The organism is Dermacoccus nishinomiyaensis, from assembly GCF_900447535.1.
In the GTDB taxonomy this organism is placed as follows: Bacteria; Actinomycetota; Actinomycetes; order Actinomycetales; family Dermatophilaceae; genus Dermacoccus; species Dermacoccus nishinomiyaensis.
The window spans coordinates 1,436,375-1,462,211 of record NZ_UFXX01000001.1 but is presented as its reverse complement, the minus strand read 5'-3'; the positions used below and the strand labels follow the sequence as shown (position 1 = coordinate 1,462,211).

The 25,837-nt window shown below is 70.5% G+C and carries 22 protein-coding genes and 1 tRNA gene; 15 read left to right on the top strand and 8 right to left on the bottom strand.

Annotated elements, in window-relative coordinates; genetic code table 11:
* Window positions 1-149 precede the first annotated feature (149 nt).
* On the top strand, window positions 150-872 hold the full coding sequence (locus tag DYE07_RS06820) for a DUF998 domain-containing protein (RefSeq protein WP_040014964.1): 723 nt from the start codon (window positions 150-152) through the stop codon (window positions 870-872).
* A 115-nt stretch (window positions 873-987) separates the two neighbouring features.
* Here DYE07_RS06820 and DYE07_RS06815 read toward each other — a convergent pair whose 3' ends face one another.
* Both DYE07_RS06815 and DYE07_RS06810 read right to left on the bottom strand, forming a co-directional pair.
* Entirely contained in the window at window positions 988-2,616 is a 1,629-nt protein-coding gene (locus DYE07_RS06815) for a glycosyltransferase family 39 protein (protein WP_172462959.1), read from the bottom strand.
* A gap of 37 nt (window positions 2,617-2,653) precedes the next feature.
* Window positions 2,654-3,868: a glycosyltransferase gene (locus DYE07_RS06810; protein ID WP_062256479.1), complete on the bottom strand. Its 1,215-nt coding sequence runs from the start codon at window positions 3,866-3,868 to the stop codon at window positions 2,654-2,656.
* A gap of 327 nt (window positions 3,869-4,195) precedes the next feature.
* Here DYE07_RS06810 and DYE07_RS06805 point away from each other — a divergent pair, with 327 nt between their 5' ends.
* The 8 genes from DYE07_RS06805 (at window position 4,196) to crtI (ending at window position 12,284) form a co-directional block, all read left to right on the top strand.
* On the top strand, window positions 4,196-5,155 hold the full coding sequence (locus DYE07_RS06805) for a phytoene/squalene synthase family protein (protein ID WP_115297103.1): 960 nt from the start codon (window positions 4,196-4,198) through the stop codon (window positions 5,153-5,155).
* A gap of 79 nt (window positions 5,156-5,234) precedes the next feature.
* Complete coding sequence (locus DYE07_RS06800; RefSeq protein WP_062256476.1) at window positions 5,235-6,260, top strand: Rieske (2Fe-2S) protein; 1,026 nt, start codon at window positions 5,235-5,237, stop codon at window positions 6,258-6,260.
* Between the two features lie 31 nt (window positions 6,261-6,291).
* The gene (locus tag DYE07_RS06795; RefSeq protein WP_074039799.1) at window positions 6,292-6,762 is read left to right on the top strand and encodes a lycopene cyclase domain-containing protein; all 471 of its coding nucleotides are present in this window, start codon (window positions 6,292-6,294) and stop codon (window positions 6,760-6,762) included.
* Between the two features lies 1 nt (window position 6,763).
* Window positions 6,764-7,081 carry a lycopene cyclase domain-containing protein gene (locus DYE07_RS06790; protein WP_038566746.1) on the top strand — a complete coding sequence of 106 codons (318 nt, stop codon included), beginning with the start codon at window positions 6,764-6,766 and terminating at the stop codon, window positions 7,079-7,081.
* Window positions 7,078-8,826: an FAD-dependent oxidoreductase gene (locus tag DYE07_RS06785; protein ID WP_115296605.1), complete on the top strand. Its 1,749-nt coding sequence runs from the start codon at window positions 7,078-7,080 to the stop codon at window positions 8,824-8,826. The genes DYE07_RS06790 and DYE07_RS06785 overlap by 4 nt, the downstream gene beginning before the upstream one ends.
* Complete coding sequence (locus DYE07_RS06780) at window positions 8,823-10,031, top strand: polyprenyl synthetase family protein (RefSeq protein WP_115296604.1); 1,209 nt, start codon at window positions 8,823-8,825, stop codon at window positions 10,029-10,031. Before DYE07_RS06785 ends, DYE07_RS06780 begins: the two co-directional genes overlap by 4 nt.
* Window positions 10,032-10,086: 55 nt before the next feature.
* Window positions 10,087-10,806 carry an isopentenyl-diphosphate Delta-isomerase gene (gene idi / locus DYE07_RS06775; RefSeq protein ID WP_074046427.1) on the top strand — a complete coding sequence of 240 codons (720 nt, stop codon included), beginning with the start codon at window positions 10,087-10,089 and terminating at the stop codon, window positions 10,804-10,806.
* Window positions 10,803-12,284 carry a phytoene desaturase family protein gene (gene crtI, locus DYE07_RS06770; RefSeq protein WP_062256470.1) on the top strand — a complete coding sequence of 494 codons (1,482 nt, stop codon included), beginning with the start codon at window positions 10,803-10,805 and terminating at the stop codon, window positions 12,282-12,284. Before idi ends, crtI begins: the two co-directional genes overlap by 4 nt.
* 20 nt (window positions 12,285-12,304) lie before the next feature.
* On the opposite strand, the gene DYE07_RS06765 is transcribed toward crtI, so the two are convergent.
* The gene (locus DYE07_RS06765; RefSeq protein ID WP_074046426.1) at window positions 12,305-13,201 is read right to left on the bottom strand and encodes a diacylglycerol/lipid kinase family protein; all 897 of its coding nucleotides are present in this window, start codon (window positions 13,199-13,201) and stop codon (window positions 12,305-12,307) included.
* The gene (locus tag DYE07_RS06760; protein ID WP_074046425.1) at window positions 13,198-14,898 is read right to left on the bottom strand and encodes an FAD-binding oxidoreductase; all 1,701 of its coding nucleotides are present in this window, start codon (window positions 14,896-14,898) and stop codon (window positions 13,198-13,200) included. The genes DYE07_RS06765 and DYE07_RS06760 overlap by 4 nt, the downstream gene beginning before the upstream one ends.
* 103 nt (window positions 14,899-15,001) lie before the next feature.
* Between DYE07_RS06760 and DYE07_RS06755 the strand changes: the two genes are divergently transcribed.
* From DYE07_RS06755 to DYE07_RS06740, 4 genes are all read left to right on the top strand, one after another.
* The gene (locus tag DYE07_RS06755; RefSeq protein ID WP_165583802.1) at window positions 15,002-15,679 is read left to right on the top strand and encodes a TetR/AcrR family transcriptional regulator; all 678 of its coding nucleotides are present in this window, start codon (window positions 15,002-15,004) and stop codon (window positions 15,677-15,679) included.
* The gene (locus tag DYE07_RS06750) at window positions 15,648-17,249 is read left to right on the top strand and encodes a glycerol-3-phosphate dehydrogenase/oxidase (RefSeq protein ID WP_237723863.1); all 1,602 of its coding nucleotides are present in this window, start codon (window positions 15,648-15,650) and stop codon (window positions 17,247-17,249) included. The genes DYE07_RS06755 and DYE07_RS06750 overlap by 32 nt, the downstream gene beginning before the upstream one ends.
* Window positions 17,250-17,333: 84 nt before the next feature.
* A complete protein-coding gene (locus DYE07_RS06745) occupies window positions 17,334-18,299 on the top strand; it encodes a DMT family transporter (RefSeq protein WP_062257042.1) in 966 nt (321 codons plus the stop codon).
* A 298-nt stretch (window positions 18,300-18,597) separates the two neighbouring features.
* Entirely contained in the window at window positions 18,598-18,801 is a 204-nt protein-coding gene (locus DYE07_RS06740; RefSeq protein WP_006946709.1) for a cold-shock protein, read from the top strand.
* A gap of 170 nt (window positions 18,802-18,971) precedes the next feature.
* Here the strand turns inward: DYE07_RS06740 and DYE07_RS06735 are convergent, their stop codons facing one another.
* Window positions 18,972-20,390 (bottom strand): LCP family protein, encoded by a 1,419-nt coding sequence (locus DYE07_RS06735; protein WP_160126172.1) that lies wholly within the window; start codon window positions 20,388-20,390, stop codon window positions 18,972-18,974.
* A 322-nt stretch (window positions 20,391-20,712) separates the two neighbouring features.
* On the opposite strand from DYE07_RS06735, the gene DYE07_RS06730 reads away from it, so the two are divergent.
* Both DYE07_RS06730 and DYE07_RS06725 read left to right on the top strand, forming a co-directional pair.
* Window positions 20,713-20,807: transfer RNA gene (locus DYE07_RS06730), tRNA-Ser, on the top strand.
* A 340-nt stretch (window positions 20,808-21,147) separates the two neighbouring features.
* Window positions 21,148-22,638: a flavin-containing monooxygenase gene (locus DYE07_RS06725; RefSeq protein WP_237723868.1), complete on the top strand. Its 1,491-nt coding sequence runs from the start codon at window positions 21,148-21,150 to the stop codon at window positions 22,636-22,638.
* Between the two features lie 210 nt (window positions 22,639-22,848).
* Here DYE07_RS06725 and DYE07_RS06720 read toward each other — a convergent pair whose 3' ends face one another.
* The 3 genes from DYE07_RS06720 to DYE07_RS06710 all read right to left on the bottom strand — a co-directional run bounded on the left by DYE07_RS06720 (window position 22,849) and on the right by DYE07_RS06710 (window position 25,763).
* Window positions 22,849-23,379 carry a GtrA family protein gene (locus DYE07_RS06720; RefSeq protein WP_062257044.1) on the bottom strand — a complete coding sequence of 177 codons (531 nt, stop codon included), beginning with the start codon at window positions 23,377-23,379 and terminating at the stop codon, window positions 22,849-22,851.
* Window positions 23,376-24,884, bottom strand: a complete 1,509-nt coding sequence (locus tag DYE07_RS06715) for a sensor histidine kinase (protein ID WP_115296600.1) — start codon at window positions 24,882-24,884, stop codon at window positions 23,376-23,378. Before DYE07_RS06715 ends, DYE07_RS06720 begins: the two co-directional genes overlap by 4 nt.
* A gap of 153 nt (window positions 24,885-25,037) precedes the next feature.
* The gene (locus DYE07_RS06710; protein ID WP_062257047.1) at window positions 25,038-25,763 is read right to left on the bottom strand and encodes a response regulator transcription factor; all 726 of its coding nucleotides are present in this window, start codon (window positions 25,761-25,763) and stop codon (window positions 25,038-25,040) included.
* Window positions 25,764-25,837: the final 74 nt, after the last annotated feature.

Here is a 25,837-nt window from a genome sequence, read left to right as displayed (position 1 = left end):
GTCACAGCGGGGTTGCTCAGCGCGGGCGTCAGCTGCGCCGCTCATGCGGGCGCACCTGAGCGCCGCGGTGCGTGGGGAACGGTTCGCCGTCATTCCAGCCTGCCGGCGCCCACGAGGGGGCTGGGCGGCTGCGGCCTACACTCCTCGACGTGTCCGAACCTCAGGGCGAGCCCTCGCACCCGCCGCTCCGAGCCGAGCGCCGCTCGGCTCGGCGCGAGCGTTCGGCGGCGGCATTGCTCGTCCTCGGGCTCGTGCTGTGCGTGGGCGCGTACGTCGCGGCGGTGCATGCTCGGGGTGCGTCGTTCTCCTGGCGGCGCGCGATGATCAGCGACCTCGGACGCACGATCTGCCGCGACTGGCACGGATTCTGGGTCTGCTCGCCGCGCGCCGACCTCTTCAACGTCGCCGTGGGCGTCGCAGGAGCCTGCATCCTGACGGCGGGGGTTCTGACGCACGATCGACTCGGACGATTGCTGACGGCGGCGCTCGTCTGCCTCGGCGTCGGACTCGTGTGGGTCGCGGTCTTTCCCGCTGACGGAGCCATCGGGGTGCACATGGTGGGCGGCGTGCTCGCGCTGCCGGCGCCGTCCGTCCTGTTGCTCGCACATGGGCTGGTGGGGGTGCGGTCGGCCGACTCACGAGGGGATCACGATCGGTTCGCGAGCGAGCGCGAGCCCCGTCACACGCTGACGCGCGCGCTCGGGGCGCTGGGTGCCGTGTCGTCGCTCATGAGTCTCGACCACGTCATGCCGGCGCCGGCGCCCATCCCGCGCGGGGTGGCGGAGGGCGTCTCGCTGCTGGCGCTCGCAGTTGCTCTCGTCGTCGTGGCGTTCGACCTGCTGCGACGCCCGCGCGACATCACCGCACCCTGACACACCCCGCCTCCCTCGATGTTGCCCGGGTGTCACGGCGCCCGCGCCCCAAGAAGTGGGCAACATCGCGGCCTTGGACGCGCGCCGCGCCACACGAGGAGTGGGGGAGTGCGCCTCAACCGCCGAGGCGGCGCAACGTCGGCCAGACGGCGCCCCATCCTCCTCGCGGGTCGGAACATCGCAGCATCGTCGTGCCGTCGAGGCCGAACGGGTCGTGCGGCGCGATGAGCCGTCCAGCGGGGTCGCAGCGTGTGAACGCCGCACGGATGCGGTGCTCGTCCCCACCGACGGCGAGGACGTCGTGCGTGTCCCCGTCGCTGCGTGGCGGCCCGAGGCTCCAGAGCGCGTTGTGCCACGAGGCGACGTCGGCACGCGGCACCCCGAGCGCAGGGCCGTACTGATGTGCAGCTCCGGCGAGGGCATACGAATCGGTGACGATGGCCGCACCCGTCGGACGGGCTGTCGCCATCTGGGCGGCGAGTGACGGCCAGTCGGTCTGGTCGCGCTGCATGGGGTCGAGGGCGGAGACGATGGAGAACGCCGGTGACGAAGCGGGCACGATCGGTAGGCAGATGAGGGCTGCGACGACGGCGTTCGCCGTCACGACGATGGGCGCGCGCCGCCACACGTGCTCCTCGTCCGCAGCCGCCCGCGCCCAGCCGACCGCGACAAGCGGCAAGAACACCGCGACCGCGTAGTAGGGCTGCGCAGGGGAGACGAGCGCGAACACGAGGACGATCGCGGCCATGACGGCGAGCACGGGCCCGGTGCGCTGTTGTGGTGGGTCCGGGGCGATGCGGCCGGCGTGACCGTCGTCGGTGGAGAAAGGATCGTTCGTGACGCCGCCGAACGCCTTGACGCGGGCGTCGTCAGCGGGACCGCTGCGCCAGCCGTTCGCCTCGGCGTGCCCACCGCCGTCGTCGCCGCCGTCAGCTCCGGGGTGGGCGGCACGACGACTTCCCGGGTGCCACCACAACCCCCGCCACGCGACCTGCACGAACGGCGGTCCGACGAACACGACGAGCAGCGGCACGACGAGCCATCGGTTGAGCGCGCCATCGCGGGAGACGACGTCGGCCGAGACGTCGAGCATCGGCACGCCGTGAACGATCTGCGCCCCCACTTGGAACCCGCCGACCGCGACGAGCAACGCGGCGCCGCACCAGGCGTCACGGGTGCGCAGCACCCACCGGGCGCACGCGGCGAGCGCGACGAAGGCCGCCGCGACGAGCACGAGGACGAGCAGCTTGTTCCAGCACGCCACCCCAGCCGCCGCGCCGGCCCACGTCAGCGCATGGCGACGCCCCGTCAGCGCAGCGACGACACCGAGCACGACGAGCTGCCACGCGAGCAGATCGAGGCTCGCCGTCAGCATGACGTGCCCCATGAGCAGCGGATAGACGGTGAACGCATGCGCCCACGCGGCGATGCGCTGCACCCTCACATCAGCGCCGAGAAGCCGCGGAAACAGCCCCGCGACGAGCGCGCCCGCCCCCGCCGCGAGCGCGGCCGGCAGCCGTTGCACCCACACCGCGTCACTCACCGACGCCGCTGCGTGCGCGAGCCAGACGGTGAGCGGCGGCTGATCGTCGTACCACCACGCGGGCGGCAACATGCGAAAGTACAGCTCGTCGCCGTGAAAACCGTGGCGCGACGACGTCGCGAGCAGCACGATCATGACGGCCAGCGCTGCCGGAGCACCGGGGCGCCACCACGGCTGCGCCTCGACGAACCGCGCCGACACACGCCACCTCGATGAACTCGACGCGGACGGCGTCATGTCATGCCCCGCCGACGAACTGTTCGATGGCGGCGACGGCCACGCCCGCGCCGTCCTCGGTCGCCACCTGACGTCCGAGATCCACTGCACGCTCGCGCATTCCAGCACTCATCGCCGCGCGCAGCCGACGCGTCAGCAACCCCGCGGTGAGCAATCGACGCGGCAGCGGCGCGGGTGCGAGGTCGAGCGTGTGGAGGCGGTGCGCCCAGTGGTACTGGTCGGCGAAGTGCGGGACGACGACGCTGGGCGCGCCCGCGGCGAGCGCGGTACCCGTCGTCCCCGACCCGCCGTGGTGGACGACGGCGCGCACCTGCGCGAACAGCGCGTGGTGCGGCTCGTCATCGATGCCGACGACGACGCCATCCGCCTCGCGCGGCGCACCGTCGAGCTGGACGAGCGCGCGCACGCCGAGTCTCCGGCACGCCTCGGTGACGACGTCGACGACGCGGCCCGGTGAGTTCTGGTGCATCGAGCCGAACCCGACGGCGATCCACTCGTCGCCGGAAGCGAGCAGCGCCCGGGTGCGCTCCGACAAGCCCTCGTGCGGCGCCTCGCGCCACCACCCCGTGACGACAGTGCGGGAGTCGTCCACCGGCTCGGCGAGCAGCGGGCTGTACGCGTGCAGCGAGCCAAGAGTCGCCGTCGTCAGGCCCGTGGGGTGGGCGGCGCGCAGGTCGAGTCGGCCGTCGGCCCATCCGCCGTCGACGCCCGCGAAGTACGGTTCGACGCGCCGCAGCGCTCCACGCGCGCGACGCCGCACACCGGTGGGCAGCGTCCACGCGTACGGCAGCAGCGGCATCGGCCCGTCGAGCGTGTCGAACTCGGGCCACAGGTGCGCGCGGACGACGGGGACGTCGGCGCGCATCGCCTCGTCGACGGCGGCGATGGCGAAGCTGGAGGCGACGAGGACGTCGGCGCCCGCGAGCGCCTCACGCGTGGTCGGCCCGAACGACTGCAGGAACTCGGCGAACACGTTGCGCGTGCGGTTGAGCGCGCGCAGATCACCACGCCGCAGTGCGGTGCCCGCCGGGCCGGCGAGGAGGGCGCCCGGATCGCTCGCCACCGTCACGACGCGCGGGCCGTCAGGCATGACGTGCGCGAGTGACGCGTGGGTGACGACGGTGACGTCGTGCCCACGGGCGACGAGACGCGCGGCGAGCACCCCGAACGGGACGGCGTCGCCGCGGCTGCCGGCGGCGGCGATGACGACCCTCATGCAGCTTGCTCCGACGGGTGAACGCACGGGGTTTCGGTGCTCGCGTCGCGTTCGCGCGGGCGTCGGAATCGCATGGCACACCTTCGAATAGCCGGACGGGTGCCCTCATCGTAGTGCCGCCACGACGGCACGAACGGGCCCGCAGAGTCGCCGCGGCACGGTCGCGAACGCCAACCCCCATGGTCGAATTCCGTGATTTTCCAACGCCTCCGGGGCGCTCGCATCGGCGCGTCGGCGGCTATGCTCATGGTTCGGACCCGCGAGCAGGTCCCCCTCACCTGCGACCGGCCGATGGACGTTCACACCCCGCCACCCGTGGAGGCACTCGTGACAGACCCCGAGGCCCTCCTCACGCATGGCTACCGCCAGGCGCGCGACATCACCCGCATGCACGGCACGACGTACTACTGGGGGACGCTGTTCCTGCCGCCGCAGCAGCGCCGCGACGTCTACGGCCTGTACGCCCTGTGCCGCCTGGCCGACGACATCGTCGACGAGCCCGAGGAGGCCACCGGGCACGGCCTCGACGCATCGTTGCCGCCGGGGGAGCGTCTCGCGCAGTTCGAACAGCGCTTCCAGGCCGACCTCGCCGCGGGGCGCAGCGACGACCCGTTGTTCGCCGCCATCGTCGACACCGCCCGGCGTCTCGACCTCGATTCCGGTTGCTACGAGCGCTTCTTCGGCGCCATGCAGCTCGATCTCGTCCGCACGTCGTGGGCGTCGTGGCCTCAGCTGCGCGACGAGTACATGGAGGGCTCGGCTGCCGTCATCGGCGAGATGATGCTGCCTGTGCTGCGCCCGCGCTCGCGGGAGGCCGCGTTCGCTCCGGCCCGCGCGCTGGGGCTCGCGTTCCAGCTGACGAACTTCCTGCGCGATGTCGGCGAAGACCTCGAACGCGGTCGCGTCTACCTGCCCGCCGACGAACTCGCCGCGCACGGCGCCGACCCGTGGCTGCGCCGCGTCACCCCGCAGTGGCGCGCGTTCATGGCCGAGCAGATCGCCCGAAACCGCGCGCTGTTCCACGACGCCGAAGCCGGTCTGCCGCACCTGCCTGCCTCGTCGCGACGGTGCGTCGGCGCGGCGCTCGCGATGTACTCACGCATCCTGTGCCTCATCGAGGCGGCCGACTACGACGTGTTCAGCACGCGCCACCGCGTCTCCGCAGCACGCAAGAGCGCCATCGCGGGAGCCGTCGTCGTCACCGGACGCGCCCGAACTGCGGCGCCGGTCGCGCCCTCGTCATCGGCCGTGGCGAACGAGCCGGCCGTGACGTCATCCGCGTCATGAGCGAGGTGCACCCGACGATGGAGACCGGCTCGACCCACCGCACCCCCTCGCCCACCGAAACTCGCCGAAGGAGCCGCAGATGAGACGCCCGCCCCGCAACCGCGCCGAACTGCGTGCCGAGATCGCGCGGCGCAACCCGATCCGACGCGTCCCGCAGCCGCCGGAGGAGCAGATTCGCTCGACGTGGCGTCAGGCCGCGGTGCCCCGCATCGAGCGGATGCTGGCGCGCGCCCTCGCCCAGGACGCGGGTGGCTGGCACGTCGCGGCGGCGAGCACGGACGTCGTCGCGGGGCGTTCGACGGTGCGCACGATCCTCGGACGCGAGATCGCGTTGTGGCGCGGCACCGACGGCTCGGCGCTCGCGGGGCCGGGCGCGTGCCCGCACATGGGTGCGCTGCTGGAGAACTGCCACACCGATGACGGCGACGTGCTGTGCCGCTGGCACGGGCTGCGGCTGCCGAGCGAGTGGCCGGGCGAATGGCTCACCTACCCCGCGCACGACGACGGCGTCCTGTTCTGGGTGCGGTTGCCCAGCGACGGCGAGACGCCGAGCGATGCGCCGGTGCTGCCCCCGCGCGCTCCACTCGACGAGGCGCTCGTCGCGGTCTACACGCGTGAAGCGCGCTGCGAGACGTCCGACGTCATCGCGAATCGCCTCGACCCGTGGCACGGGGCCTGGTTCCACCCATACGCGTTCAGCCACCTCGTCGTCGACGAGGACGCGAGCGATGACGACTGCCTCGTCACCGACGTGACGTTCCGCCTCAACCACACCTACGGCGTTCCGGTGCGCGCGGCGTTCACGTGCGCCGACAGCCGCACGATCACGATGACGATCATCGACGGCGAGGGCGTCGGCAGCACCGTCGAGACCCACGCGACGTGCGTGCAGCCGGCGAGCGCCGAGCAGCCGGCTCGCAGCGTCATTCACGAGGCGACGATCGCGCACTCCGAGCGCCCCGGTTTCCGTGCGGCGCGGGCATTCGCGCCGCTCATCCGCCCGCTCGTGCTGCGCACGCAGGGCCAGTTGTGGGTCGACGACCTCGAGTACGCGGAGCGTCGCTACGAACTGCGTTCGGGTTTCGCGAGGGACGGGCAGTCGTGACGGCGGCCGACGTCGTGGTGGGGTGGGCGACATGAGCCTGCCCGCGTCCTGGGATCCCTATCAGTACCTGCTGCTCATGGGTGGATGCCTGCTCATCACGCTGCCGCTCGAACTCGTCCTGCGCGCCCGCGTGTACTCACGCCCGCGACGGTTGCTCGCGGCGCTGCTGCCCGTCGTCGTGCTGTTCAGTGTGTGGGACATCGTCGGGATCGTGCGCGATCACTGGTCGTACTCGCCGCGCTTCACGTCGGGTTGGGATGTGCCGCTCACCCCGATGCCGATCGAGGAGCTCGTGTTCTTCGTCGTCATCCCGATCTGCGGGCTGCTGACGTACGGAGCCGTCGGGTTCTGCCTGCGCCTGCTCGCCGCGTGGCGCTCGAGCGGGAGCGCGAGAAGTGCTCTCGCCCGGGTCGATCCGCACGGTCGGGCGGGCGAGGGACGCCATGTGGCGGCTGATGGCTCGTCCGCGCGAGGCGATCATCGCCCGTCGAGGGAGGTGTGACGTGCCCGAGTACACCGTGCTGACCGTCGCGTCGATGATCGGCGTCGTCGCTCTCGAAGGGCGTTGGCGCACCGGCATCTTCACCTCGGCGCGCTACTGGTGCTCGATGGTCATCGTGTTCGCGTTCCAGATCCTCGTCGACGGCTGGCTGACGAAGCTGAGCGACCCGATCGTCCTCTACGGGCGCGATCAGTTCCTCGGCATCCGCTTTCCGTGGGACATCCCGATCGAGGACTTCGGGTTCGGCTTCTCGATGGTGACGCTGACGATCCTGCTGTGGGAACACCACGGCCGCCGCCGAAAGGAGAACGCACGATGAGCGCGACGATCGAGGCCTTCACGGCGGGGCTGCGACGGGTGCCGCCGTGGCGCCCCGGACGTGATGCGGCGGCCGAACGGCATGAGCCTGACGGTCGGGGTGGCCCTGCTGCGTCGAGGGTGGCGGACGCCGCGGCCCCCCACGTCGTCGTCGTGGGTGGTGGGATTGCCGGCATCAGCGCCGCCGTCGGGCTGGCCGAGCGCGGCGTGCGCGTCACGCTCATCGAGGCAGAAAGCAGCCTCGGTGGCCGAGTGCGCAGCTGGCCCGTCGACGTGCCGACCCCGGGCGCTGACGCGTCGGGCGCCCCGGACGATCGAGCGACGATGAGCCGCGGGTTTCACGCGTTCTTCCGCCAGTACTACAACCTGCGCGCGCTGCTGCGCCGCGTCGACCCGGGCCTCGAATGTCTGCGGCCCGTCGCGGACTACCCGCTGCGTCACGCGGACGGTACGCAGGATTCGTTCACGCAGATCGCGACGAGGCCGCCGCTCAACTTCCTGTCGTTCGTCGCCCGCAGCCCCTCGTTCGGTCTGCGCGACCTGTCGCGCGTCGACGCCGACCGCGCCCTCGACCTGCTCGACGTCGACTTCCCCGCCACGTATTCGCGCTACGACGGGGTGAGCGCCGCCGACGCCCTCGACGCGCTGCGATTCCCCGAGCGCATGCGCTCGCTCGCGCTCGAGGTGTTCGCACGCAGCTTCTTCGCCGACCCGCGCGACTTCTCCTCCGGCGAACTCGTCGCCATGTTTCACATGTACTTCCTCGGTTCCGGCGAGGGGCTGCTGTTCGACGTCAGCCGCGACGACTTCGACACGACGATGTGGCGACCGCTGCGCTCCTACCTCGAAGACCTCGGCGCGCACGTCGTGACGGGTTGTCGCGTCGAGTCGATCGAGCGCGACGGCGAGGGTTTCCGTGTCAGCGCCGGCGCGGCTGCTGCGGGTGCGGCGGGTATCGACGAGGCGAGTCGCGGCCGCCTTGACTTCGCCATCGACCGTGACGATGCCCATGGCTCGCTCCGCGCCGACGCCGTCGTCATCGCCACGAGCCGTGACGTGCTGCAGCGTCTCGTCGACGGCACCGACCTCGGCGACGAGGCCTGGCGTGCGTCCGTGCTGACCGGGGAGATGGCGCCTCGTTTCATCGTGCAGCGACTGTGGTTCGACCGCCCCGTCGCGGCGGGCAGCGCGCCGTTCGTCGGCACGGCCGCGTACGGCCATCTCGACAACGTCTCGCTCGTCCACGACCTCGAGGACGGCGCCGCGCAGTGGGCCGAGCGGTGCGGCGGCAGCGTCGTCGAACTGCATGCTTACGCGGTGCCCGACGACGTCACCGATGACGAAGTGCTCGCCGACCTACGACATCAGCTCGAGCGCCTGCACCCTGAGCTCACCGGGTGCGAGCCGGTGCACGAGGAGGTGCTCGTCGAGGCCGACTGCCCCCTCGCCGGTACGGACGAGTGGGCCGCGCGCCCGGGCGTCGTCACGCCGCAGCCGAAGCTCGTCCTCGCCGGTGACGGCGTGCGCTGCGAGCTGCCCGTCGCGCTCATGGAGCGGGCGGCGACGACCGGTTTCCAGGCCGCGAACGCGTTGCTGCGCCACTGGGGGTTGCCCGGGCACGAGCTGTGGAGCGTGCCGACGCGGGCGCGGTTCCCGCGGTCGCTGCGCGCCGCCCGTGCGGCGCTGCGCCTGCGCGAGCGTGGCCTCGCGACGGTAGGTCGCGATTCGTCAGGGCGTGGCCGATGAGCGGACGGCAGGACGACATCGCCCTCGACGCCGGACGTTTCGGGCGCGAAGGACTCGGGCTCGAGCGGCGCGCCGCGGGACGCTGCGACACCGAGAGTCGAGATGGAGGACGCCGCAGCGACGCGTGCCGTCTCACCGATGCCGCCAGCTTTCTCGACGCCGTGCAGGCGCGCTTGGCCGAGAGCCTTGCCTTCGCGGCCGACGCCGGCGGTGTGGTGACGGCCGGACTGCCCTCGTCAGCGCTGGTCGAGGCATCGTCGCTCGAGACGCTCGTGCGTGATCTTCTCGCAGCCGGCGGCAAACTCGTGCGGCCCCGGCTCGTCCGCCTCGGGTACCTGGCGGCGCGCGAGTGCACCAACCCCGACGACGACCCCGCGACCACCGACGCTGTCGTTCGTGTCGCTGCGGCGTTCGAGTTGTTGCACCTGTTCGGGTTGCTGCAGGACGACGTCATGGATGCCTCTGACACGCGACGCGGCACTCCGACCGCGCACCACCAGGTGAGAGCCGCCGCAGCTCAGCCCGACGGCCCCGACGCTGCGCGCCTCGGCGACAGCGTCGCCGTTCTCGCCGGTGATCTCGCGTTCGCGCTCGCGAACCGCCTCGTCCGCGCTCTGCCGGAGCACGTGGCCGACGCGTGGGACGCAGCGGTCGTCGAGCTCGTCACCGGCCAGCGGCTCGACCTCGTCTTCGCCGCCGAGGCACGCCTCGACGAGGTGAGCACACGCCGCGTCGCGCACGCAAAGTCGGGCGCGTACACGGTGCAGCGCCCCCTCGAGATCGGCGCGTTGCTCGCCGGCGAGAGCGCGCCACCGGCGTGGCTGAGCCAATTCGGCGCCGCGCTCGGTGAGGCGTTCGCGCTCGCCGACGACATCATCGGCCTGTGGGGCGAACCCGCCGTCACGGGCAAACCGGCGGGCGAGGATCTGCGCGAACGCAAGCCGACGACCGTCCTCGGCCTCGCCGACTCGGCCCTCGACGGCGAGCTGACGCGACGCCTGGCGCCGGGTCGCGAACCACTCGACGAGGCCGAGACACACGCCTGGTTGCAGCGCCTCGACGCGGCGGGCGTGCGCGCGCAGGCCGTCGCCCGCATCGCCGATCGCCACGCTGATGCCCTCGATGCTCTCGCGGCGCTGCCGCAGGGCGCGGTGCGTGACGAACTCACGCGTTTCGCCGACGAACTGGCGGTGCGCGATGCGTGAACGTCGTCAGGATCATCCAGCACCTCACGCCGACGACTCGAAAGAAGCACCCCCGATGCGCGAGACGCCGATGATCGACGCGCCCGGCAAGCCAGCGGAAGCGACGTTCGGTGCCGCGCCCGCCGCTCCTACTAGGGGTGTGCCGGCCGCGACCGACGACGTCGTCGTCCTGCTCGACGATGACGGCGCCGCGATCGGCACGTGCCCGCGCGCCGAGGTGCACACCCGTGACACGCCGCTGCATCGCGCCTTCTCGAGCTACCTGCTCGACGACGCGGGTCGCCTGCTGCTCACCCGTCGCGCGCTGACGAAGGTCGCGTGGCCGGGTGTGTGGACGAACACCTGTTGCGGGCATCCGCGCCCCGACGAACCCACGCAGGACGCGGTGAGCCGGCGCGTGCGTGAAGAGCTCGGGCTGGATGTGACGCAGTTGCGCGTCGTCCTGCCGAGCTACCGTTACCGTGCGGTCGACGCGTCCGGCATCGTCGAGCACGAGATCTGCCCGGTGCTGGTGGGGCGCATCGACCCGGCGCAGCTCGAACCGCACCCCGACGAGGTATGCGAGTGGGCCTGGGTCGCCTGGCCCGACGCGGTCCACCTCGCGCGTCGCACTCCGGCGCTGCTCAGCCCGTGGGCAGCCGAGCAGATCGTGCTGCTCGCCGAGCAGCTGGGGGAGAACGGCCTCTCGCCGCTCGCGCTCCCGCACGATGAGACCGCGCACGAGCACACGCAGCACGAAGAACACGAACCCCTCGATGAGAAGGATCTCGCATGAGTCGCGTCGTCGTCATCGGAGCCGGCCTCGCCGGCCTGGCCGCAGCCTGTCATCTGCGCGGCGCCGGGCACGACGTCGTCATCGTCGAGAAGCAGGCGCAGGCGGGTGGGCGTGGCATCCGCCTCGAGCGGGACGGGTTCACGTTCGACACCGGCCCGACCGTCCTGACGATGATCGACCTCGTCGACGAAGCCCTCGCGCAGATCGGCGTGGGCGTACACGATGTGCTCGACCTGACGCTGCTCGACCCCGCCTACCGCGCCTGCTACGCGGACGGTTCGACGATCTTCGTCCGCCACGGCCACGAGGCGATGCGCGAGGAGATCGCGCGCGAGTGCGGCGCGAAGGACGCAGCGGCGTTCGACGACTTCGTCGCGTGGCTGCGGCGGCTCTACGAGGTCGAGATGCCGCACTTCATCGACGCGAACTTCGACTCACCCCTCGACCTGCTACGCAACCCGGCTGCAGCCGCGCGGCTCGTGAGGCTCGGCGGGTTCCGTCACCTCGGGCCCGTCATCCGCGAGCGCTTCGACGACGAACGCCTGCACCGCATCTTCTCGTTCCAGGCGATGTATGCAGGTCTCGCGCCGGAGAAGGCGCTCGCGCTGTACGCCGTCATCACGTACATGGACTCGATCGAGGGTGTCTGGTTCCCGGCCGGCGGCATGCGCGAGGTGCCCGAGGCGATGGCGCGTGCGCTCGGGCGCGCAGGCGTCGAACAGCGCTACGACACGACGGTGACGCGCATCCTCACCCGCGCTGACGGCGCCGTCGCCGGGGTCGAGATGTCCGGCCCGAGTGGTGACGAGCGGCTGCCGTGTGACGCGATCGTCTGCACGACCGACCTGCCCATCGCCTACCGCACGCTGCTCGACGACCTCGAACCGCCGGCCGTCCTGAAGCGTGCGACGTACTCGCCGTCCGCGGTCGTCTGGCACCTCGGGGTCGAGGGTGTGCCGAGCGACGCCGCGCACCACAACATCCACTTCGGCACGGCGTGGGAGGAGTCGTTCGACGATCTGCTCGTGCGCGGCACGCGGATGCAGGACCCGTCGCGGCTCGTCACCATTCCGTCTCGTGACGACGCCACCGCCGCGCCGGAGGGTTGTTCGACGTTGTACGTCCTCGAGCCCGCACCCAACCTCGACGTCGGGCGTGTCGACTGGGCGGCCGAGCGGCCGCGCATGAAGGAGGAACTGCTCGCTTTCCTCGATGACGCCGGCTACCCGACGACGATCGTCACCGACGAGTTCGTCGATCCCACCGACTGGCAGGCGCAGGGTATGGCCGCGGGAACGCCGTTCGCGCTCAGCCACACGTTCCTGCAGACCGGCCCGTTCCGCCCGCCGAACGTCGAACGCCGCCGCCCCGGCGTATTCTTCGCCGGTTCCGGCACCGTGCCGGGTGTCGGCGTGCCGATGGTGCTCGTCAGCGGCAAGCTCGCCGCGGCGCGCGTCGAGGCCTACGTCGGGCGCTGACGGCTCGACGCTCAGGCGTCTCAGGGCGCCGGCACGAGGACGCGCAGGGCGTCGGGCAGCGCACGGAACGTCGTCGGCGACGCCTCGAGCAGGTCGCCGTCGGCATAGACATCCCCGACGTGGGGCGTGATGACGCGGATCTCGCGTCCGCGCAGCGCTCGAACACGTACCCCGTCGACATGGGTGCCGCGAAACAGGCGCGGCAGCATCGCCGGGTAGTGCCAGCGTGGGATGTCGGTGACGACGGTGACGTCGAGCAACCCGTCGCTCATCGACGCGTCGGGGTTGACGCGCATCCCGGCGCCGAATCGCCCCGAGTTGCCGATCGCGACGTTCCACCCGGTGAACTCGTGCGTCACCCCGTCGACGACGAGCGTCAACGGTCGCGGCCGCGCGGGCACGAGCGTTCGAGCGCCGCCGTAGGCGTAGACGAGCGAACTCGGCACCGCGCGCGGAGCGTCGTTGGCGTACGTGTTCGCCATCGAGTCGTAGCCGAGCGTCGCCACACCGAGGAAGACCGTGGCGGTCGACGGGTCGCCGTCGCCGGCCAGTCCGACGTCGAGGCGGCGTTCGCGCGCGACGGCGAGCAGCTGCGCGGCGCGTCGCATGTCGCCCGGGCCCCCGAGTGCGCGGACGAGGTCGTGCCCACGCCCCGCGGGCAACGGCGCCATGAGGCAGCCGCTGACGACGGCGCCCGCGGCCACCCGCCCGTAGAGCCCGTCGCCGCCGAGCGTGACGAGCAGGTCGTCGACGTTCGCGTCGGCGGCGACCTGCGACGCGTGGTCCGCCGACCGCGTGACCACGACGTCGACGCGCCAACCGTGCGCGCGCAGGATGTCCGTCACCGGATCGATCATGCGCAGCGTCGCACCCTTGCGCGCAGCCGGGTTGACGACCAGGGTGACGGGCCGCGTCATGACGCCCCGGCCTCGCACGCGTCGGGGGCGTCGTCGACCGGCGGAACGAGCTTGCCGGGGTTGAGGATTCCGGCCGGGTCGAGCTCGTTCTTCACCGCGCGCAGGATGCGCGCGCCGAGCCCGCCCATCTCGTCAGCGGCCCAGGCGCGGTGGTCGGTGCCGACGGCGTGGTGGTGCGTGATCGTGCCACCGTGTGCCGCGATGACGTCGCTCGCGGCCGTCTTGACGCGGCGCCACTGGGCGAGCGGGTCGCTCTCCTCGCGGCAGAAGAACGTGTAGTAGAGCGAGGCGCCGCCGTCGTAGAGGTGCGAGACGTGGCACTGGACGACGGCGTGCGGGCCGACCTCGGCGCTGATCGCATCGCGCACCGCGCTGTAGAGCGTCGGCAGGTTCGCCCACGTCGTCGCCGTCTCGAGCGTCTCGACGAAGATGCCGCGATCCATGAGGTGGTCGCGCTGGTAGGGCCCGCGGAAGCGGTGGCTGATCCAGTGCTCGGCGATCGACGCGGGCGCACGTCGCGCACCCGCCGCGCGCAGCACGCGGTGCGCCTGTCGCCGGCGCCGACGCAGGGTGGTGCGGTCGGTGTCCTCCCAACGCAGCACCCCGAGCGACGGCTCGCGGGCGCCGCGCGCGGCGAAGGTCGCCATCGCCGCGAGCCCTCGCGCCGACTGGGCCAGGATCGTGCGTGATTCCTCACCGTCGGAGAGGCGGCTGACGTCCGGCATGACGCCGTGGCCGAGATCCTGCGCGAGCGCCCGGAACGCGTCGAACCCGTCGGTGAACGAGTCGAACGCCCAGGTCTCGTAAGCGAACTCGGTCGGTCCCTCGTGCAGCTGCAGCGTCATCTCGGTGATGACGCCGAGCGTGCCCTCGCTGCCGATGAGCACGTCGATGAGCTTCGGCCCGGCGGCCGTCGCCGAGCTGGGAGTCCGCCCGCCGAGCGTCAGCTCGCCCTCGGGCGTGGCGAGGGTGACGGCGACGACGTTCTGCTCGAACCGTCCGTACCCGGAGGACGCCTGCCCGGAGCTGCGCGTCACGAGATATCCGCCGAGCGTTGCCTGTTCGTAGCTCTGCGGGAAGTGTCCGAGCGTGAGTCCGCGCGGACGCAGCACGGCTTCGAGCTGGGCGCCGCGCAGCCCGGGCTGGAGCGTTGCGGTGCGCGACGTCTCGTCGATGCTGACGACGGCGTCGAGGCGCCGTAGGTCGAGACTGATGACGCTCGCGAACCGACCGCGCACGGGGTCGACACCGCCGACGACGCTCGTGCCACCGCCGAACGGGACGACGGCGATCTCACGCTGCGCGGCGAGGCGCAGCACCTCGACGACCTCGCTGCCGTCGGCGGGAAACGCGACGGCGTCCGGCGCGTGACTGCCGTCGCCGGTGCGCAGCCGATACAGGTCGGGGTAGCTCTTGCCCCCGGCGTGCTCGATGCGCTCGCGTCGTTCGACGCTGACGTGCGCGTCGCCGACGAGTGTGCGCAGGGCGGCGAGGCCGTCGTCGTCGAGGGTGGAGGCGGGCAGCTCGACGTCGTCGAGCGCGACGGGCGGAGTGTCCTGCTCAGCCGGTTCGATGCCCTTGGCGAGCTTCAACCCGCGCCAGACGAGCGGGGAGAGTTCTTTCTTGAGCTGCGGGTCTCCCCAGCCGTGCCACACCGAGCGCGGGGCGGTCTCGACGAGGTTCGCGTCATCCTTCATGACCCCATCATGCCGTGCGTGAGACACTGAGTCACGATTTGTCTCAATGTTTCATTGCTCCGACGGGCCCGTCGTGGCGGCGACCACACAGCGAGGAGGACGCATGACGCAAGACGATGCAATGCTGGCCGCAGTGCGGGCGGAGGTCATCGCCTACGGTTTTCGCCGCGCGACGATGACGTCGGTGGCCCGCCGCGCAGGCATGAGTCGGGCCACCCTCTACCGACGTGGCGCGACGCTCGACGACCTCGTGCGCGAGGCCCTCGTCGCCGACTTCGCCGCCGCCGCAAGCGACGCGCTGCCCCAGGTTCCCTCGAACGAAACCGCAAGCGAACCAGCCGACGGCGAGGCGGGCGCCGTCACCCGCGACGTCATCGTCCGCGCCGCGATCACCACGCTCGAGGCGCTCTCGACGGAGTTCACGCAGGCGCTGATCGAGCACGACCCCGAACTGCTCCTGCCCTATCTCGTCGAACGTGTCGGGCGCAGCCAGCGCAGCATTCTCGACGCGTTGAGCGCCGCGATCGCCCTCGCGCAGCTCGATGGCTCGGTGCGCGACGCGCCGGCCGACGTCCTCGCGATGGGCGCGATGCAGGCGCTCATGCCCTACCTCGTCAGCCGTCGACCGCTCGAGCAGATCGCCCCTCGTCAGGTGTGGCTCGCCGAGGCGGCCCATCTGCTCGACGGGTACCTCGCGCCCAGCCCGGCAGCCTCTGACCACCGGACCACCCCACGGAAGGCCGCTCCTGATGTCGACCACCCCCGGCCACCCCGCCAGTGACCCCAGCGTGGGCAGCCTCAACCCCACCCAACGCGCTGCGGCACTGCACCGCCTCGCCCACGAGCGCTACGACGTCATCGTCGTCGGCGCCGGGGTGACGGGTGTCGGCGTGGCGCTCGACGCGGCGTCGCGCGGGCTGCGCACGGCACTCGTCGAGCGCGTCGATCTGGCGGCAGGGACGAGTCGGTGGAGCAGCAAGCTCATCCATGGCGGCCTGCGCTATCTCGCAAAGGGTGACCTCGCCGTCGCCTACGAGTCGGCGCGCGAGCGTCATCATCTGATGACGAGCATCGCGCCGCATCTCGTGCGGCCGCTGCACACGGTGGTGCTCGACACCGGCATCGGTGAGGCGGCCGTCTCGAACCTCGGCATCACCCTCTCGGACGGGCTGCGCCGCGTCAGCCGCACGCCGTCGAATGTCCTCGCCGCGCCGCGCCGCATTCGGGTGCGTGACGTCGAGTCGCTCGTCCCTGGCGCAGTGCGCGGCCGCGCGGCGCTGCGCTACACCGACGGCCAGCTCGAGGACGACGCGCGCTTCGTGACGACCCTCGCGCGCACCGCCGCGGCGCACGGCGCCGACGTCGTGACGCGGTGTGCGGCGCGTCCGCTCGACTCTGAGTCCGTCGAGCTCACCGACGAGCTGACGGGGGAGTCGTTCGTCGCCCACGGCCACATCGTGCTCGCGACGGGGGTGTGGAGCGGCGAGCACGACGAGCGTCTCACCGTCACGCCCTCGCGTGGCTCGCACCTGGTCGTCCGGGCGAGCGCGGTGGGTGACCCTTCGGCGCAGCTCGTCGCACCGGTGCCCGGGCACTTTGGCCGCTACGTGTTCGCGATTCCGATCGCCGACGGGCTCGTCCTCATCGGGCTGACGGACGAGGCCGACCCGGACGCCGACCCGCTCGCGCCTTCCGTCCCGGACGAAGACGAGCAGTTCCTGCTCGCCACGATGAACGCCGTCCTGGCCCGTCCGCTGACGCGCGACGACGTCGTCGGGCGCTTCGCTGGTCTGCGACCGCTCGTGACGCGCGCCGACGCCTCGAGCGGGCAAGGCGCGACCGCCGACGCCTCGCGCAAGCACCTGCTCCTCGACGAGCCGGGCGCCCCGATCACCATCACGGGAGGAAAGTTCACGACGTATCGTCGCATGGCGCAGGACGCCGTCGACGCCGTCGCCCGGCGCGTCGGAGGCGTGATCGCATCGTGCCGAACGCGTGAGCTTCCGCTTCTCGGCGCAGCCCCGACTGACGTCCTCGCTCGCGTCGCGGCGCCCGAGCGGCTCGTGCGCCGCTACGGCACGTTGGCCCCGTCGGTGGCCGCGATCGCCGACGAATCGTCGTTCTACGCCGAGCGCGTCGTGCCCGGATCGTCGACGCTGGTCGCCGAGTTCGTCCACGCGGTGCGGCACGAGGGTGCCATGACGCTCGACGATCTCGTCGAGCGCCGCACGCGCCTGGCCTTCGTCGACGCAGACCTCGAGCCGGCTCGGGCCGTTGCGGCGGAGGTTCTGCGGCGCGAGATGGGTCTGGACACCTTCGCAGAACTCCCAGTCGTGCACCGCCGTGCCTGAACGTCCCTGACCGCCCTCGGCCAGTACCCTGAGGCCGGGAGGCCGATGCCGTGGCGTCCGACAACGTCGTCGCTCGGAGGTCGCATGCTGCTCGTCCTGCTGCTGGCTGTCGCCTCCAGTGCGTGTGCGGCGCTGTCGACGGTGTTCAAGCACCGCGCCGCACAGCATGCCGTGGAGCAGCCGGCGGCCGACGAGCGAGCAGACGGTGAGAAGCACCCCCGGCGCGGGTTGCGCGCCGCGGCAGTGGCCTGGGTCGCGAACCCGACGTTCGCCATCGCCATGGTGTTCGACGGGCTGTGCGTCGTCTTCCAGATCCTCGCCCTCAAGTACGGCAGCCTCTCGGTCGTGCAGCCGGTGCTGTGCATGTCGCTCGTCATCAGCCTCGGGCTCAACCACGTCATGCTGCGCACACGCCCGACACGTTCGGAGATCCTCCATTCGCTGACGCTCGTCGCCGGCCTCGTGATGTTCCTGCTCGTCTCCGACGCGATCTCCGCACACGGAGAGACGGCCATCGGTCGTCGCGTGCCCGCCATCATCCTCGCCGTCGTGGGCGGCCTGTTCGTCCTCGGCGCGGTGTTCGGCACGCGCTCGATGCGCCCGCGGATGCGTGCCCGGGCGCTCGCAGCGTCCGTCGCCATCGTCTACGCGACGACGGCCGGGTTGATGAAGTCGACGACGCAGATCTCACACCTCTTCGGTCTCGACGCGGTGCTGACGTCGTGGCAGCTGTGGGTGCTCATCGCGCTCGCTGCCTGTGGTCTGGCGCTCAACCAGGTGGCGTTCGCGGCGGCGCCTCTCAACGTCGTGCTGCCCGTCGTCGCCTCGCTCGATCCGCTGTTCAGCGTCCTCATCGGTGTCAGCGTCTACGGCGACCAACTGCGCGACACGCCCCTCGCCGTCGCCGGTGAGGTGGCCGGGCTCGCGCTGCTGCTGTACTCGGTCGTCAAGCTGAGCTCGGTGCGTGCCGCCCAGGGCGCGGCCGCCGAGGCCGAACTCGCGGCAGCGATGGACGGCGGCGCCACACCGCTGTCGATGCGCAACGAGTGACACCGGCGGCGCACACCTACCCGGCTCGATGCTCCGATGCGCGCTCGAGGTCCTGCTCGGGCTGGAAGTGACGCTCTCCGCCCACTGCTCCAGCTGCTGCGGGTCACCAACTGTTCACCTTCGCGGGACGCGTGGAATGAAGCCCGCGGGGCCGCTCGTGTTAGCGTGAGGGTGGTTGCTTTGCAGAACCCGGTTTTACCCCTGTTGTACATCACCTCAGGCGTTCACGGCATGCACATCAGCCTGAGCCTGCAAAAAGTGCAGGCTCAACGCAGAGAAACAGATTGAGGGATTTCCCATGGCACAGGGCACTGTGAAGTGGTTCAACGCTGAGAAGGGCTTCGGCTTCATCGAGCAGGACGGCGGCGGCGCCGACGTCTTCGTTCACTTCTCCGCCATCCAGACCAACGGCTACCGCTCGCTCGACGAGGGTCAGCGCGTCGAGTTCGAGATCACGCAGGGCGACAAGGGCCCGCAGGCCTCGAACGTCACGGCTGCCTGATCATCTGATCTCGTAGCGTTTTCGTACGAAGCCCCCAGCCGTTCGGCTGGGGGCTTCGTCGTGCGCCGACTCCGTCATGCTCGGGCGGGGCCCGTCACGCAGACGAGTGCGCCGCCCGTCCCTCGTGGGGTGGGCGGCGCAGCCGAGTCTGCGTTCAGTCGTGCGCACGATCAACAGGTGGCCGTGGTGTCGTCGATGGCCTGGTCGCTGCTCGACGAGCTGGTGCTCGCGCTGCTCGACGACGAGTTCGGGGCGGTCGACGACGAAGCGCTCGAGCTGGACTTCGGCTTCGGGGCCGGCGTCGAGCGATCCATGCCCTTCTTGATGAGGGCGCGCACCTTGTCGTAGTCGGGGTGGCTGTCGCTGATGACGGGGTAGGCGAGGTTGACGCTCTTCGTCTGGCCCTTCTTCATCGTGTTCGCGAGGTCGGCGAGGTCGGGCAGTTCGCTCTGCGGCAGGTCGAGCAGGATGTTCTCCTTGGCGACCTTCATGATCGAGGGGAACTGGTTGACCAGTGAGATGGGGTTGGTCTGGTCGATGAGTGCGTTGACCATGCAGCGCTGACGGCGCATGCGGTCGCCGTCGCCGGTCTCGACGCGGCTGCGTGAGTACCATAGGGCTTGCTGACCGTTCAGGTGTTGGCGTCCTTCGGGGATGCGGCCGGTGATCGAGCCGGGCACGATCGCGCCGCCCTCGATCTTGCCACCGATGGCGATGCCCCCGGGAGGGATCGTCATGTCGACGCCGCCCATGGCGTCGACGAGGTCCTGGAAGCCCTTGAGGTTGATGACGGTGGAGTAGTCGATCGGCATGCCGATGATCTCCTGCACGACGTCGCGCGTCGCGTTGAGGCCGGCGTACTGCTCACCGGGGAACAACTCCGGGTGCTGCGTGTCGGCTTCGCTCCACACCGCATCCATCCAACAGGGGTCGCCCGCACCACGTTCGGGGCAGTGGAAGCCGTTCGGGTAGAGCTTGTGCAGCGGGTTCGACTCGGGGAACGGGACGTAGTTCCAGTTGCGCGGGATGCTGATGAGGGTCGTGTCACCCGTGTGGGTGTCGATCGAGGCGACCATGAGCGAGTCCGTGCGGATGCCCGTGCGGTCGCTACCCGCGTCGGAACCGACGAGCATGAGGTTGACGCGGGCCTTCTTCTTGAACGCGTTCTCCTTGGTGGAGGCGGCGCCCTTGCCGTTCTTGATGAACATGGTGCCGAACGCGTCCTGCGTGACGGTGACGGTGCTGACGGCGCGCGCGAGCGGCATCGTCACGGCGAGGCACATGAGGGCGGTGAAGGCCTTGAACAGGATGTCGCCGCGGTGCGACCAGCCGTCGGTGTGCGTCGTGCGCGCGGTGAGAACGATCGACGTCAACCACAGCACGAGGGCAGCGGCCAGCGCGACGAGGGCGAGCTTGAGGCCGGTCGAGGTGAGGACGTTGGCGGCGCCGGTGAGGACGTTACCGCTCAGGAGGAAGATGCTGAGAGCGATGCCGGCGATGACGGCGATGAGCAGGAGGATGACGCCGACGGTGCGACGTTTCGTCCACATCAACCCGAGGCCGGGGACGAGGGTGCTCAGAAATGTCAACGACAGAGAGCGGCGTAGCGTCGCACGGCGGCGTTGACGCTCGCTCGAGCGGGTCACGTCGGACGGTGCGTGCGCACCGGATGGTTCGTGCTCCGCCTGCCTCGCCATCGTGGCCCTCTCTGTTGCGTGTGAGGGCACCGAAAGCTGCCCCTGACACTCCATCATGAGGGATGAAGGAGGAAATGTCTCAATCTGGTGACGAAGCTCGACGCCGGCCGAAGCCCAGGTGTGAGTCTCCTGTGTTGACGTGTCGGGGGGAGGCGGTTTGGTGTGGCGGGGCGGGTCGGATAACCTTTCAGGGCTGCAGCGAAAGCTGCGCGGAGGAGGCGTCGCCTAGTCCGGTCTATGGCGCCCGCCTGCTAAGCGGGTTTGGGGTTTATAGCCCCATCGAGGGTTCAAATCCCTCCGCCTCCGCCAGCGAGAGTGACGAGGGCCCCGCCGGGCGCGACGAAGTCGCCCCGGCGGGGCCCTCGTCACTCTCGCTGAATGGGTACGGGGGATTTGAGGAGGAGGCACGACGCCCGCGAGCGAAGCGAGCGCGCGTCGCGCCGACGGAGTCCCTCCGCCCGTTCCGACAGCTCAACAACTCGCCCGGGCCGCCACAAGAGCGAAGCGAGCGCACGTCGCGCCGACGGAGGCCCTCCGCCAGCTCTGGCAGCTCGGCCGCCCGCCCGGGCGCCACGGCACCCCACCCCTCGGTATCGCACCTGTCTCGACGGGCCACGCGCCCACGTCGGGGTCGTTAGCCTCGCAGGTGGTGTGTTCGTGGAGTGAGGAGTTCGTCGTGTCGGTGGGTGTGCAGCAGCAGGTGGAGCACGTCGATGTCGTCATGGTCGGTGCTGGGTTGTCGGGCGTCGGGGCGGCGTGTCGCATCCAGGAGGCGAATCCGGGCGTCGATTACGTCGTTCGCGAGGCGCGGGATGCGCTCGGTGGCACGTGGGATCAGTTCCGGTATCCGGGGGTGCGTTCGGATTCGGACATGTACACGTTGTCGTATCCGTTCGCGCCGTGGCGTCAGGAGAAGGCGATCGCGGCGGGTGAGGACATCCTCGACTACATCCGTTCGACGGCCGACGCGTTCGGTGTGAGTGAGCGGATTCGTCTGCGGCACAAGGTCGTCAGCGCGGATTGGAGCAGTGCTGACGCGGTGTGGCGGCTGCGCGTCGACACACCTGACGGCGAGGTCGAGATGACGGCCGGCTTCATCTACGCGTGCAGCGGTTACTACAGCTACGCCGAGCCGTATGCGGCGGACATCCCCGCTCTCGCGGAGTTCGCGGGCCAGGTCGTGCATCCGCAGTTCTGGCCGCAGGATCTCGACGTGGCGGGCCGGCGCGTCGTCGTCATCGGCTCGGGTGCGACGGCGATGACGCTCGTGCCGGCGCTCGCCGATCTCGGCGCGGAGGTGACGATGCTGCAGCGAACGCCGACGTATGTGCTCGCGCAGCCGTCGCGTGATCCGCTAGCGGCGGCGTTGGCGAAGATCCCGGACGAGCGGCTCAGCCCGCAGCGCAAGCACGCCGTCATGCGGGCGAAGAACGTTGCGGCGCAGTGGGCTTCGTACCAGACGGCGCGGCGCCTGCCGCGGGCGGCGCGTGCGGTGCTGCGTGCGAACGTTCGTCAGGGCGCGGGTGAGGAGCACGTCGACAGCTTCACCGCGCCGTATGCGCCGTGGGATCAGCGGTTGTGCATCGTGCCTGACGGCGACCTGTTCAAGGCGGTCAAGCACGGGCGTGCCAGGGTCGTCACCGACACGATCGCGAGCGTCGAGCCGGGCGGGGTGCGTACGAGTTCGGGTGAGCTGCTCGAGACCGACGTCATCGTGACGGCGACGGGTCTGGCCGTCGAGTTGCTCGGCGGCGCGAGCCTGCGCATCGACGGCGAGCCGGTCGACGTCTCGCAGCGTCTCGTCTACCGCGGCTGCATGCTCGAGGGCGTGCCGAACGCGGCGCTCTGCGTCGGCTACATCAACGCGTCGTGGAGCTTGCGCGGTGACCTGTCGCACCGGTTCGTCGCGCGGATGATCAAGCATCTGCGTGACGGCCGCTACCGCAGCGCGACGCCCGTCCCGCCGTCAGAGCTCGGCCGGCGCCCGCTGCTCGAGATGGATTCGGGCTATCTGCGCCGCGCGGCCGACATCATGCCGCGTCGCAGCGACGCCGCGCCGTGGACGATGCGGCAGAACTATCTCGCCGAGGCGCGCGAGATGCGCCGCCCGGACGTGACGACGGACGTCGTCTTCGCCTGAAGCGGAACTGCGAAGACGGATCCCCACGGGCGGTGGAACCTGTTGTTGGACGCAGAGGTTGGCCGGACGGCCGAGTGCGGTGCTGAATGCATCACGAAGTTGGAGCATCGACGCAATGACCGGTAGCACCCGGTGAAGCGAGGACCTGTAGATCGGGGGGGCGGACTAGACGGGCCTCGATGGCTCGGGCGCACCGTGCGCCGCGCCCGTTCAGTCCCGGGCGGCGAAGATACGGCGGAACACCACGAAGCGGATGACGGTTGCGATGGCGTTGCCGACGGTCACCGTCACGGTATCCCACAGCGTCGAGGCGTGCGGCCACTGGTGATGTTCGAGGGCGAGGGCTCCGCTCGTCACGGCGAGCGTGACGACGAGGATGGCGAGGCTCTGCAGGTGAGCGTCACGGCCGCGTTCGTGGCCGGCCGCGTCGAACGTGAACCGCTGATTGACCCACGTGTTGAGCACCGTGCAGATGAGCAGCGCCAAGATGTTCGCGATCTGGTGGTTCATTCGCGTGTCGAGAACGGCGAACAACACCGTGTAGAGCACCGTCGAGGCGATGCCGACCATCGCGAAGCGCATCGCCTGCGCCGCTCCGGGGGAGCGCAGCGCGTCGAGGCGGCTGCTGCCTGGAGCGTTCGCCGTCATCGACTCGTCGCTCGAACCCGATGAGGTCGAAGCAGTAGAGACGGGCGCGGTCGTCGAGCGGTGCGCGGTGTCCGCGCCGGGCGTCGGGTTCACGATCGGTCCTCCTGAGACGATGGCCGCGGATCTTCGAGGGGCAGGGACACCGTGAAGCACGTGCGTCCCGGCCGGCTCTCCACCCGCACGGTACCGTGATGCGCCGCGACGACCGCATCGACGATCGACAACCCCAACCCCGTCGAGCCCTCCGTACGCGTTCGCGCTGCGTCCCCGCGCGTGAACCGCTCGAACAGGTGCGGCATGAACTCGGGCGGGATGCCGGGGCCGTCATCGGTGACGGTGAGCAGCACGTCGTCATCGCGCCGCGCGAGGCCGGCCGTCACCGTCGTGCCCGCCGGGGTGTGACGCCGCGCGTTGGCCAAGAGGTTGATGACGACCTGACGCAGGCGCGCCTCATCGCCGATGACCTCCGGGAAGTCCTCCAGATCCTCCGGCAGGTCGAGATGCCACACGTGCTCGGGCCCAGCCGCGTGCAGATCGCTGACGGTCTCGACGACGACGCGCGTCAGGTCGACCGGTTCGCGTTCGAGCTCGCGCCCTGCGTCGAGTCGGGCGAGCAACAGCAGGTCTTCGACGAGTGTCGTCATGCGTCCCGCTTCCGACTCGATGCGGCCCAGCGCATGCGTGACACCGACGGGAACCGGCTCCTTCTCGCGCCGCGACAACTCCGCGTAGCCGCGGATCGATGCGAGTGGCGTGCGTAGCTCATGGCTGGCATCGGCGACGAACTGGCGCACCTGCATCTCGCTCTCGTGACGCGCGTCGAGCGCCGAGTCGACATGGTCGAGCAGGTTGTTGAGCGCCAACCCGACGGTGCCGACCTCGGTGTGATCGTCGGTCAGCGCCACCGGCACGCGCTCGTCGGTGCGCACGTCACCACGCCCGAGCGGCAGTTCAGAGACACGTTCCGCCGTCGCTGCCACCTGCTGCAGCGGCCGCAGGTTACGACGCACGAGCAGGAACGAGGCGCCCCCGATCGTGACGAGACCGAGCAGCCCCATGAGTGCGATGTTGCCGGCGAGCGCGCGGATGTTGTCGTCGATCGGCGCGAGCGGTAGCCCGATGAACGCGATGTCCCCGTCGGGCTTCGGGACACGCACGACGCGGTAGCGGCCGAGGGAGCCGTCGAAATCCATCGTCTTCGGCGTCGTGCCCAGGTCTGCCGTCGCGAGACTGCGAATCTGCGCTTGCGACAACGTCAACTGTGTGCCCGTCGCGGACGAGACGTAGTTCTGGTCGACCACGAGCGAATCAGGCGTCGACGACGCGTCGAGCGTCAGCCGCAGCACACTGCCCCCGAGGCCTGGTGCGCGAGGGTGCGAGTCCTGGTCCGCCGGCCCGCCCAGCTCCGTGGTTCCCGCCGGCCCGCCGCCGACGGCGCGCTCGACGTCGATGAGTTGCTGATCGACCTGCTTCATCAGCGAAGTGCGCATCGACAGCACCGTCGCGGCGCCGATGAGCGTCAGCACGACGATGAACAGGGTGACGATGGACGCGAGCAGCTTCGAACGCAGCGTCCACCGGGCCGGGTTGAGGATCATGACGGGTCGCTGTCTCCCAGCTGCTCGAGGGCGGGTGGTCGTCTCCGCGTGGGGACGGGGACGGGCTCCAGGCCTTCATCTTCGCCCGTGATCGCGTCGTGCTCGACGCGTTCTCGGGCAACGATCGCTGACGACGGATGCCCGCCGCCGCGATCAGCCGGCCGGCTTGAGCACGTAACCGGCGCCGCGCATCGTGTGGATCATCGGTTCGCGGCCCGCGTCGATCTTCTTGCGCAGGTAGCTGATGTACAACTCGACGACGTTCGCCTGCCCACCGAAGTCGTAGTGCCACACGCGATCGAGGATCTGCGCCTTGCTCAGCACGCGCTTCGGGTTGCGCATGAGGAAGCGCAGGAGCTCGAACTCCGTTGCCGTCAGGTTGATCTCGGTGCCGGCGCGCATCACCTCGTGGCTGTCCTCGTCGAGCGTCAGGTCGCCGACGGTGAGCAGCGACGTCTCCTCCTCGGCGAGCTGCACCGAGCGACGCAGCAGCGCCCGCACGCGCGCGACCACCTCTTCGAGGCTGAAGGGCTTCGTGACGTAGTCGTCGCCGCCCGCCGTCAGACCGGCGACACGATCCTCGACGGCGTCGCGTGCCGTCAGGAACAAGACCGGCAGCGCCGGGTCCTCGTCGCGCATGCGCCGTAGCACCTCGAGGCCGTCGAAGTCGGGCAGCATCATGTCGAGCACGACGGCGTCCGGCTTGAACTCCTTCGCCGTCTTGACGGCCGAGTTGCCCGTCGCCGCCGTCTTGATGTCCCACCCCTCGTAGCGCAGGGCCATCGAAAGCAGTTCGGTGAGGTTCGACTCGTCGTCGACGACGAGGACGCGGACGTTCGAGCCGTCAGGACGCTTCAGGGCAGGGGCAGCGGTGCTCATGACTCCGAGTCTGCGCCACCTGACTGTGTCCTTTCAATGCCGTTTCTGTGACGTTTCTGTGTGAACGGCGAGCG

Bases quoted from the DNA above. Each gene is read 5' to 3' on its own strand.
- DYE07_RS06810 (WP_062256479.1), bottom strand. From the start codon at position 3,868: ATGAGGGTCGTCATCGCCGCCGCCGGCAGCCGCGGCGACGCCGTCCCG.
- DYE07_RS06800 (WP_062256476.1), top strand. From the start codon at position 5,235: ATGAGACGCCCGCCCCGCAACCGCGCCGAACTGCGTGCCGAGATCGCG.
- DYE07_RS06795 (WP_074039799.1), top strand. From the start codon at position 6,292: ATGAGCCTGCCCGCGTCCTGGGATCCCTATCAGTACCTGCTGCTCATG.
- DYE07_RS06785 (WP_115296605.1), top strand. From the start codon at position 7,078: ATGAGCGCGACGATCGAGGCCTTCACGGCGGGGCTGCGACGGGTGCCG.
- DYE07_RS06780 (WP_115296604.1), top strand. From the start codon at position 8,823: ATGAGCGGACGGCAGGACGACATCGCCCTCGACGCCGGACGTTTCGGG.
- idi (WP_074046427.1), top strand. From the start codon at position 10,087: ATGCGCGAGACGCCGATGATCGACGCGCCCGGCAAGCCAGCGGAAGCG.
- crtI (WP_062256470.1), top strand. From the start codon at position 10,803: ATGAGTCGCGTCGTCGTCATCGGAGCCGGCCTCGCCGGCCTGGCCGCA.
- DYE07_RS06765 (WP_074046426.1), bottom strand. From the start codon at position 13,201: ATGACGCGGCCCGTCACCCTGGTCGTCAACCCGGCTGCGCGCAAGGGT.
- DYE07_RS06760 (WP_074046425.1), bottom strand. From the start codon at position 14,898: ATGAAGGATGACGCGAACCTCGTCGAGACCGCCCCGCGCTCGGTGTGG.
- DYE07_RS06755 (WP_165583802.1), top strand. From the start codon at position 15,002: ATGACGCAAGACGATGCAATGCTGGCCGCAGTGCGGGCGGAGGTCATC.
- DYE07_RS06750 (WP_237723863.1), top strand. From the start codon at position 15,648: ATGTCGACCACCCCCGGCCACCCCGCCAGTGACCCCAGCGTGGGCAGC.
- DYE07_RS06745 (WP_062257042.1), top strand. From the start codon at position 17,334: ATGCTGCTCGTCCTGCTGCTGGCTGTCGCCTCCAGTGCGTGTGCGGCG.
- DYE07_RS06740 (WP_006946709.1), top strand. From the start codon at position 18,598: ATGGCACAGGGCACTGTGAAGTGGTTCAACGCTGAGAAGGGCTTCGGC.
- DYE07_RS06715 (WP_115296600.1), bottom strand. From the start codon at position 24,884: ATGATCCTCAACCCGGCCCGGTGGACGCTGCGTTCGAAGCTGCTCGCG.
- DYE07_RS06710 (WP_062257047.1), bottom strand. From the start codon at position 25,763: ATGAGCACCGCTGCCCCTGCCCTGAAGCGTCCTGACGGCTCGAACGTC.